Source organism: Endothiovibrio diazotrophicus (assembly GCF_054657215.1).
Genome location: NZ_BAAHXB010000161.1, coordinates 1 through 9,931, shown reverse-complemented (window position 1 = coordinate 9,931; position 9,931 = coordinate 1). Strand labels below are relative to the sequence as shown.

The 9,931-nt window shown below is 68.9% G+C and carries 7 protein-coding genes and 1 pseudogene; 4 read left to right on the top strand and 4 right to left on the bottom strand.

The features are described 5' to 3' along the window. The 3 genes and pseudogenes from ACYQ2W_RS24115 to pncC all read right to left on the bottom strand — a co-directional run. Positions 1–1,683, bottom strand: a pseudogene (locus ACYQ2W_RS24115) (hypothetical protein); the annotation flags it as partial. A 343-nt stretch (positions 1,684–2,026) separates the two neighbouring features. Next, on the bottom strand, positions 2,027–2,557 hold the full coding sequence (gene thpR / locus ACYQ2W_RS24110) for an RNA 2',3'-cyclic phosphodiesterase (RefSeq protein ID WP_459873174.1): 531 nt from the start codon (positions 2,555–2,557) through the stop codon (positions 2,027–2,029). Further along, positions 2,554–3,039, bottom strand: a complete 486-nt coding sequence (gene pncC, locus ACYQ2W_RS24105; protein WP_459873172.1) for a nicotinamide-nucleotide amidase — start codon at positions 3,037–3,039, stop codon at positions 2,554–2,556. The genes thpR and pncC overlap by 4 nt, the downstream gene beginning before the upstream one ends. A gap of 185 nt (positions 3,040–3,224) precedes the next feature. Between pncC and ACYQ2W_RS24100 the strand changes: the two genes are divergently transcribed. From ACYQ2W_RS24100 to ACYQ2W_RS24085, 4 genes are all read left to right on the top strand, one after another. Beyond that, entirely contained in the window at positions 3,225–6,377 is a 3,153-nt protein-coding gene (locus tag ACYQ2W_RS24100) for a PAS domain S-box protein (protein ID WP_459873170.1), read from the top strand. A gap of 66 nt (positions 6,378–6,443) precedes the next feature. Next, complete coding sequence (locus ACYQ2W_RS24095) at positions 6,444–7,358, top strand: ATP-binding cassette domain-containing protein (protein ID WP_459873168.1); 915 nt, start codon at positions 6,444–6,446, stop codon at positions 7,356–7,358. 27 nt (positions 7,359–7,385) lie between these two features. After that, positions 7,386–7,856, top strand: coding sequence for a DUF4124 domain-containing protein (locus ACYQ2W_RS24090; protein WP_459873166.1), 471 nt, complete (start codon positions 7,386–7,388; stop codon positions 7,854–7,856). A gap of 65 nt (positions 7,857–7,921) precedes the next feature. After that, on the top strand, positions 7,922–8,701 hold the full coding sequence (locus tag ACYQ2W_RS24085; RefSeq protein WP_459873164.1) for an ABC transporter permease: 780 nt from the start codon (positions 7,922–7,924) through the stop codon (positions 8,699–8,701). A 229-nt stretch (positions 8,702–8,930) separates the two neighbouring features. On the opposite strand, the gene ACYQ2W_RS24080 is transcribed toward ACYQ2W_RS24085, so the two are convergent. Then, positions 8,931–9,695 (bottom strand): bacteriohemerythrin, encoded by a 765-nt coding sequence (locus tag ACYQ2W_RS24080; RefSeq protein WP_459873162.1) that lies wholly within the window; start codon positions 9,693–9,695, stop codon positions 8,931–8,933. Positions 9,696–9,931: the final 236 nt, after the last annotated feature.

Sequence of the window (9,931 nt, the reverse complement as noted above, 5' to 3'; positions counted from 1 at the left end):
GTCGATCCGCACGTCCACCGAGAAGGAGAAGGGCATCAGCACCTCCTCGGTCTCGCTGCGCACGATCTCGCGCTCCACCACCCGCTTCAACAACAACCCCTCCTGGCCATGCTCGACGAACGCCTCGCGCAGCACCATCGCCGCGTCGCCCTTGTCGCCGCCGCGGTAGAGTTCCATCCCGTCGCGAACCACCACGAAGGACTCGGCGACCACCCGTACCGTCTCGCCAGCGGCCGGGGCGGCCGTCGGCGCCGCTTCAACGGGGATCGACGGGACCTCCGACGGCACCTCGTCGATCGGCGGCAACGACTCCATCTCGGGCATCTCCTCGGCCACCGGGGCCTCTTCCTCAACCATCGGCTCCTCCTCCGGCGCCATCGCCGGCTCCTCCTCGGACAACGGCGCCTCGGATACCGGCGCCTCGATATCGGTCTCGGGAGCCTCTTCCGACGCCTCCATCAGGTTCCCCATGGCGGCCATCATGTCATCGACCGCGTCGGCCTCGTCCACCAGCACCGGCGTCTCCTCGCTCGCCGCAGCGGACTCCGTCTCCTCCGCGGCGGCGGCCTCCACGGCCAACTCGGCGAGCGCCTCCTCGCCGCTCTCCAGGATGTCGGCGAGGGAGGGCTCCGCCACTTCGGGCGCGGACTCCGCCTCGGCGGCGGCGACGTCGGCGAGGAGGTCCTCGACCCCCTCCCCCGCGGCGTCCTCGCCGTCGGCGGTCGCCGACGGCTCCGCCGCCTCCAGGTAGCTGGACAGGTACTCCGGCAGGGTCTCGTCTTCGGCCAACAGATCGCTCATCTCATCCTCCTCCGCCTCGGCGGTGAAATCTTCGTTGTTCTCTTCCGCGGCCGCCACGATCTCCGGTTCCACCGTCTCGGCCAGCGCCTCCAGCTCCGCGACGAAGGCGTCCGAATCGAGCGCCGGCTCCTCCGCCGCCAGCAGCGCCTCCACCGCCTCCTCCGCCGGCGCCTCGTCCGCCACCGGCGGGGGCTCCGACGCCCCTTCGGGCGCCTCTTCCTCGTCGGCGGCGGACTCCAGCTCCACCGGCGCCTCGTCGCCCATCAGCTCCGCCAGCAGGTCGTCGGACTCCGCCACCGGCACCTCCGTCTCTTCCGGCGCCTCCTCGTCCGACGAGACCTCCGCCATCAGCTCCGCCAGCAACCCCTCCGCCTCCTCGACCCCACTGGAGCCGGCGGTGAATTGATCGAGTAGCGCATCGGCCCGCTCGGCGGCGTCGGCGAGCGGCTCGGCGAGCGTTCCGGCGGTGGGCTCGGCAGCCACCTCGATCGCCGCGGACTCATCCTCGTCCCCCACCGTACCGGCCAGCAGCTCACCGAAATCCGCGTGTTCCTCCGCCGGCTTGGGCGGCTGGTACATCCCCGCCTCGATCTCGTGCGAGATCGCCTCCAGATGGGTCCCGACCACCTCGGTCATCACCATCAGACTCTCCGCGCTGCGCTCCGCGAGGTGCGCCTCCAGACTCGGCAACTGCTCGGAGAAACGCTCGTCGAACAGGCTCCCGTAGGAGACCAGCACGCCGATGAACTCCTGCACCTCGCCCTTCCAACCGTTGGACCGCGCCAACTCGATCAGGGTCATCCCCTTCTCCGCGGCGATCTTCCTCGCCTCCTGCCGCTGGTTGGCCTCCTGGATGATGGTTTTCAGGGACTGTTTGCTCATTGCGCTCCCCCCGGGCGGGGCCTTGTTCCGTTCTGATTGAGATGGGAGGAGTTTGTTCAACCTGTGAAACAAAAGCAACCGGCGGGAGGTGCCATTATCCGATGTCAAGACCAAGGCCAACCGAAACCACCCCTGGTTACCACGCGCTGCGTGGTAACCAGGGCCTTCACGCCGGCAGTGGCGCATGGCCTGGACGCTCCGCGTCGGCGCCGTCACCGCAACCACCGTAGCCGGAGCGGGACGCAGAGCGTCCAAGGCCCCTGGTCACGACGCAGAGCGTCGTGACCAGGGGTGAGCGTTGTGACCAGGGGCCTTGCCAGGGTGTCCTTCGATGCCCCGCGTGTCACCCCAACCCGAACCGCTCCACCACCTCGTACCGCGCCCCTTGCGCCGACCGGCACGACTCCACCAGCACGAACGCCGCCACCCGCCACGCCAGCGGCGCCATCCGCCACTCACCCGGCGACTGCCGCGCCTTGCGCGCCAGGGTCAGGTGGGCGCGGAACGGACGTGCCTCCGGTTCGATGCCGCAGGGGCGGAGCACCGCATTGAGCCGCTCCACCAACCGGAGCAACGGCTCCGGCGTCTCCCGCGGACCACACCACAACACCTGCGGCCGGCGAAAGTGGCCGTACTCCTCGAACGGGAGTTCGAAAGGCTCGCCGCGCACGGTGGTGGCCGCCTGCGCCGCGCAACGGGCGGTCTCCCCGGAAACGTCGCCGAGAAAGGCGAGGGTGAGGTGGAGATTCTCCGCACGCATCGGCCGCCCGCCGCAGGCCCGCACCGCCGGCCGGGTCGCCGCCACCAGCGCCTGGCGCTCGGCCTCCGCCGGCCACAGCGCGAAAAAGAGCCGCCGTCCCTCCCCGTTCCTCATAGCCTCGTCAATACCCCCTGCAGGGCGTGCAACACCGCCTGGCGGCGCACCGCCTCGCGGTCGCCATCGAACCACTGCCGCTCCGCCGCGCACCCGGCGGCGGTAGCCCAGGCGAACCAGACGGTGCCCACCGGCTTCTCCGCGCTGCCCCCCCCCGGCCCGGCGACGCCGCTGATCGCCACCGCGATCCCGGCGCGGCTGCCGCGCAGCGCCCCCTCGGCCATCGCCCGCACCGTCTCGCCGCTCACCGCACCAAAGCGCGCCACGGTCTCCGCCGGCACCCCGAGCATCTCCTCCTTCGCCTCGTTGGTGTAGGTGACGAAGCCGCGGTCCACGTAGGCCGAGCTGCCGGCGACGTCGGTCAGCGCCTTGGCCACCCAACCACCGGTGCAGGATTCCGCGGTCGCCACCATCCACCCCCGGGCAAGGAGCGCCTCGCCCACCTTTGCCGCCAGCGCGGCCAACCCGTCGTCCCCCATCATCCTCCCCTCCCGCGATTCGGAAAAAGCGATGGTGCTACAGCCATGTCGGCTGCGGCAACCGCCCCGGTCGATTACAATGGCCGATCCATTATTATTATATTGAGCGGAACGGCAGCGGAGCACCGCCGTCCGGGGCAGGAACCGAAATCGATCCCCGAGCCCACCGCCGAGCACTACGGAACAGCATGCACTCCCCCCTCCGAGAACGCTTCGTCGACCGTCGGGCATGGCTGCTGCCGGTCGCACTGTGGACCACGCTGATCGGCTTCTCGCTGCAGCGCAACCTCTCCACCCTGGAGGAGCAGGCGACCGACCTGGCGGTCAACCGCGGGCGCTTCATCTTCCAGATGATCGAGGCGACCCGGCTGTGGAACGCCCGCCACGGCGGCCTCTATGCGGTCGCCGACGACGCCACCCCATCCGACCCCTACCTGGGGGGGGACCCGGGGGTGCCGGAACGCGACGTGGTCACCTCCACCGGCACCCGGCTGACCCTGATCAATCCGGCCTACATGACCCGCCAGTTGGCCGCGGTGGTGGAGGAGCAGAGCGCGGTACGCGTCCACCTCACCAGCCTCGACCCGATCAATCCCGGCAACGCCCCCGACCCATGGGAAAGGGCGGCGCTGAAGCGTTTCGAGGGTGGACTCACCGAGGAGGCGGAGTTCCGCGGCAGCGGGCCCGAGGCCCGTTTCCGCTACATCGCGCCGCTGATGGCGAAACAGGCCTGCCTGCGCTGCCACGCCGTTCAGGGCTACCGCATCGGCGAGGTCCGCGGCGGGATCAGCGTCTCCTTTCCCGCCCGGCCGCTGCTCGCCGGGGTGGCGGCGCAACGCCGCAACATGGCGGCGATCCACGGGGTGGTGTGGCTGCTGCTGAGCGGCCTCACCCTGCTGGCCCTGTGGCGGATCCGCGCCCGCGTCCTCGCGCTGCACCAGGCGCGGGCCGACCAGGAACGACTGGTGGAGCAGCGCACCGCGGAGCTGCGCCAGGAGGCGGAGGAGCGGCGCGAGGCGGAGGCGCAGATGCGTCAGGTCATCGACTCCTCCAGCGAAGGGATCTTCGTCGTCGACCGCAGCGGGATCTGCACCCTGTGCAACCCCACCGCCGCCCGGCTGCTCGGCTTCGAGCGGGTGGAGCGGCTGCTCGGCCGGCGCATCTGCGAGCTGATCCACCCGGAGCACGCCGCCACCCCGGAGGAGCAGCGCTGCCCGCTGGTGGTCAGCTACCGCGACGGCCGCCCCGCCCACGACGACGACCACTGCTTCACCCGCGCCGACGGCTCGCCGCTGGCGGTGGAGTACCGCGCCGATCCGGTGGAGCTGGGCGGCAAGCGGATCGGCGCGGTGGTCACCTTCAGCGACATCTCCGCCCGCAAGGAGACCGAGGAGCGGCTGCGCAAGCTCTCCATGGCGGTGGAGTACAGCCCGGCCTCGGTGGTGATCACCAACGCCGAGGGCTCGATCGAGTACGTCAACCGACGCTTCAGCGAGGTCACCGGCTACCGCGCCGAAGAGGTGCTCGGCGAGAACCCGCGGATCCTCAAGTCCGGCGAGACCCCCGCCGGGGTCTACGACGAGCTGTGGTCGACGATCACCGCGGGCAGGGTGTGGCACGGTGAGTTCATCGACAAGAAGAAGGACGGCGGCTTCTACTGGGAGGCCGCCGACATCGCCCCGCTCCACGACCGCTACGGCGCCATCACCCACTTCGTCGCGGTCAAGGAGGACGTCACCGAGCGCAAACAGGTGGAGGCGGAGCTGCAGCGGGCGAAGCTCGAAGCCGATCAGGCGAACCAGGCGAAGAGCGAGTTCCTGGCCAACATGAGCCATGAGATCCGCACCCCGATGAACGCCATCATCGGCATGGCCGAACTGCTCGCCGAGACCGACCTCAACGCCGAACAGCGCCAATACGTGAAGGTCTTCGGGAACGCCGGCAACTCGCTGCTCGGGCTGATCGACGACATCCTCGACCTCTCCAAGATCGAGGCCGGGCAACTGGAGCTGGAGGCGATCCCCTTCGACCTGCGCGCGCTGGTCGAGGACGTGGTGGAGATGCTCAGCTTCCGCGCCAAGGAGCGCGGCCTGCGGCTGGCCGGCAGCGTCCACCCCGCGCTGCCGGCGTGGTGGCGTGGGGATCCCAAGCGGCTGCGCCAGATCCTGGTCAACCTCACCGGCAACGCCATCAAGTTCACCCACCAGGGGGAGGTGACGCTACGGGTGGAACCGCGAGAGGCGGGCCTGCGCTTCGCCGTGCACGACACCGGCATCGGCATCGCCGCCGAGCGCCAGGGGGCGATCTTCCAGGCCTTCACCCAGGAAGACGCCTCGGTCACCCGCCGCTACGGGGGCTCCGGCCTGGGGTTGACCATCTGTCAGCGGCTGGCGGGGATGATGGAGGGAGAGATCGGCCTCGAGAGCGAGATGGGCCGCGGCAGCACCTTCCATTTCAACGTGCCGCTGGAGGCCGCCGAACCACCGGAGGCGACCCCCGACGCCACCGCGGAGCTGGCCGGGATGCAGGTGCTGGTGGTCGACGACTACGCGGTCAACCGCTTCATCCTCAACGAGATGCTCACCGCCCTCGGCGCCGAGGTGACCCTCCGCGACGGCTTCGAGAACGGTTTGCGTGAGGTCGAGAACGCACCCGCGGGCGCCTTCGACCTGGTGCTCCTCGACTGCCGCATGCCGGGGGCCGACGGCTTCTCCATGGCCCACGCGGTGCGCCGGCTGACCCAACCCCGACCGCCGCCGATGGTGATGCTCAGCTCCGACGTGCGCCATTGCGACGCCGAGCACGCCCGCCACCTCGGCCTGCCGCTGGTGCAGAAGCCGTTCCGCCGCAGCGAGCTGCTGCGCGCCATCTCCGCCGCCCTCGGCGGCGCGGCCCATAGCGGCAAGCGGCGCGAGGCAACGGCCACGCCGCCGGCCCGCGGCCGGGGACTCACCATCCTGGCGGCGGAGGACAACCCGGACAACGCCCTGCTGCTGCGCGCCTACCTCAAGCGCACCCCCCACCACCTGGAGCTGGTGGAGAACGGCGAACGGGCGGTGGCGGCGGTGCAAGCGCGCCGTTTCGACCTGATCCTGATGGACATGCAGATGCCGGTAATGGACGGCTACAGCGCCACCCGCGCCATCCGCGCCTGGGAGCGGGAGCAGGGGCGTACGCCCATCCCGATCCTCGCCCTCACCGCCCATGCGCTGGGCGAGGATCACCGGCGCTCGCTGGACGCCGGCTGCGACGAGCACTTGAACAAACCGTTGAAGAAGCCGCAACTGCTGACGGCGATCGAGCGTTTCGGCGGCGGCGGGGGCTACCGTCATATGGGTTAGGGCCGTTCCTACAGGAGACCGGGATCGCGCCTTTAACCTTTCACCATTTGCCTTTACCCTTCCCCCATGCCCACCCCCGTCGTCACCGCCCGTTCCCTGAGCAAACGCTTCGGCGCCACCGAGGTGGTGCGCGGGATCGATTTCGATGTGTCGGCGGGGCGCTGTTTCGGCGTCCTCGGCCCCAACGGCGCCGGCAAGACCACCACCTTGCGAATGACCCTCGGCACTTCCCCGATCAGCGGCGGACGGCTCGAGGTGTTCGGCCGGCCGATGCCCGAGTGCGGCCGCGAGGTACGGCGGCGGATGGGGGTGGTGCCGCAGATGGACAACCTCGACCCCGACTTCACGGTGGAGGAGAATCTGCGCATCCATGGCGCCTACTTCGGCATCGACCACCCGACGCTCGACCGGCGGATCGCCCAACTGCTCGACTTCGTCGAACTGGGCAGCCGCCGCAAGGCCACCATCAACGCGCTCTCCGGCGGTATGAAACGGCGCCTGACCATCGCCCGTGCGCTGATCAACGATCCGCAACTGGTGGTGCTCGACGAACCGACCACCGGCCTCGACCCGCAGGCGCGCCACGTCATCTGGGCGCGGCTGCGCGACCTGCTCAATCAGGGCAAGACACTGCTCCTGACCACCCACTACATGGAAGAAGCCGAGCGGCTCTGCGACGAGCTGGTGATCATGGACCACGGCCGGATCCTCGACCAGGGCTCGCCGCAGGAGCTGATCGGCCGCCACTGCGAGCGGGAGGTGGTGGAGGTGCGCTCGGGCGGCACGCGCGCCGGCGAACGGCTGGAGGGGTGCAGCGAGGCGCGACTGGAGACGGTGGGCGACACCCTCTACGCCTACGCCGACAACGCCCGCCCCCTGGTGGAACGGCTGGAGGGGGAGGCGGGGCTGGTGTTCCTCCACCGGCCGGCGAGCCTGGAGGACGTTTTCCTGCGATTGACCGGGCGGGAGCTTCGAGACTGAGATTCGCGGAACGAAGGAGAGCGTGAAATGAAACGGATGATCCGCCTGCTGATCGTGACGTTGGCCGCCTACGCCGGCGCCGTCGACGCTGGTGCCACGTTTTACAAGTGGAAGGACGCCAACGGCCAATGGCACTACTCCGACCAACGCCCCGCGGGCGTCGGTGCCCAGATGGACAGCATCGAGGCCGCCACCGCCACCCCCTCCCCCGCCGCCGCGGAGGGCCAGGCGGCCGAGAGCGCGCCCAAGGCGTCGGCGAGCCCCCGACGGAGCGTCGTGATGTACTCCGCGGCGTGGTGCGGGGTATGCAAGAGGGCGCGGGCCTTCATGACCGCGAAGCATATCCCCTTCCGCGAATACGATATCGAGAAGACGGCGAAAGGGAAACGGGACTACCAACGCTTGAACGGAAAGGGGGTTCCGCTGATCCTGGTCGGTGAACAACGGATGAGCGGATTCAGCGGCTCGACCCTGCTCCGATGGCTGGGACGGGATTGACCCCATCGACCGAGCCAACCGATTCGACGCCCGCCACAACCACCCATACCACCAGAACCCACCCCATGAACCACTGGCGACTCCCCCGCATCCGCCTCGATGCCCTGCACGTCTGGCGACGCAACGTCCTGGTCTGGCGCAAGCTGATGGGCGCGGCGCTGGTGATGAACTTCGGCGAGCCCTTCCTCTACCTGATGGGCCTCGGTTTCGGCCTGGGCTTCTTCATCCAGCACATGGAGGGGATGAGCTACCTCACCTTCCTCGCCTCCGGGATCATCTCCGCCTCCGCCATGCACACCGCCTCGTTCGAGGCGATGTACTCGGTGTTCACCCGCATGGTGCCCCAGCAGAGCTACGAGGCGATGATGACCACGCCGCTGGAGCTCGATGACATCCTCTTCGGCGAGATGCTCTGGTGCGCCAGCAAGGCGCTGCTCTCCGGGGCCGGCATCCTGCTGGTGGCCTCGCTGCTGGGGGCGGTGGAGGGGTGGCAGGCGCTGGCGGTGATCCCGGTGGTGTTCCTCGCCGGGCTCGCCTTCTCCGGTCCGGCCCTGGTAATGAGCGCGCTGGCCCCCAGCTACGACTTCTTCGCCTACTACCAGACCCTGGTGATGACCCCGATGTTCATCCTCTGCGGCGTCTTCTACCCCAGCAACACCCTGCCGGCGGTGGTCCACGGGGTGGTCCAGTTGCTGCCGCTGACCCATGTAGTGGCACTGGTCCGGCCGCTGGTGGCCGGATTGCCGCTGGACGACCCGGCGCTGCATGTGGCGGTGCTCGTCCTCTACGCGCTGGGGGGGTTCTATCTTGCGCTGGCGCTCACTCGGCGCAGGCTCTGGATCTAAGGGCTCGCGAAAGAATAACTTCCTGTTTTGGGGCGTCGAGACGCCCGTCCGGCAAGGCGCGCAAAGGGGCGCATACTTGCCGTATGCCGCGGCTTCCGCGTCCTGCTCGCGCCGCATACCGACTTCCCTGTAGGCAACCCTTTGCGCAACGCCGCCGGACGGAGCGGATCGGCGTTCCAAAACAGGAAGTTATTCTTTCGCGAGCCCTGAGAGACGCCGCACCCCAACCTCACCCGGCCGGCACGGCCTCGGACCCGGTTCGGCGACGAGCGCCGCCCTTGCCTTCCCGCCGGCAACGTTCGATCCACCTCACCAGATCGACATCGAACTCCTCGATGTGACGCTCGATCCAGGCGATCAAACGCCCGTCGGCCACCTCCGACAGCTCCGCCGGGGCACTCCCGCCGTCGAGTCGCCGGCGCATCCCGTCGAGCGTCGTGATGAAGGACTTGTGTTCATTGAGGTGGCGGCGGTAGGCGTGGCCGTCGTAGCCGTAGCTGAGCATCAACCGCTCTTCATTGAGGAAATGAAAGGTGGCATAGTCCCACAGCGTGGTGATCGCGCGTCGACAGCGCTCGCGATCCACCCCCGCCGTCCCGTCGCTGCACAACCCCCGCAGACTGCCGAGAATCTTCCGGTGCTGGCGTTCCATTTGCGCCACCTCGCCACTAAGACAGCGCCAATCATCGATCTCTTCCAGCGGACACATGGTCGCCCCCTTCCCCGATCGGGAACCAATACCCATACAATGTGAGTGGTAGTATAGGACGCATCCGGTGGCAAGGGCGAGAGCGTAGATACCGCTCGAGCAGCCCCCCCGCTGCCACGGGTGAAAGGTCGGGCTCAGGTAGCGGAAACCGTGCCGCAGCAGCTGCCACCCCACGCCCCTTTTGCCGAAGAAGAAGCGGGCCGACTCGATGGTGGTGTGCGCCAATCGAGCCGGGCGGAGGCAGCCGTCGCGTTTCAGCATGTCCAGATAGAGGCGGAAGAACATCAGGTTGAACCCCCGGCAGCGGCTGGACGCTGGCCAGCGCGCGGTCGATCAACGCGCGGAAGGCCGCGTCCTTCTGGTAGGTGTCGAGCAGTTGGTCGATGGAGGCTTGGCAGGGACTCGGCTCGGTGGCGGTGGCGGCCAGTGCCGACGGGAGCGGCGCCAGCCATCCCATGGTGGCGAGCAGCAGCGCACCGGCGCCCAGACGTATTGATCTTCAAGTGGTTGGGTCGTCGGGA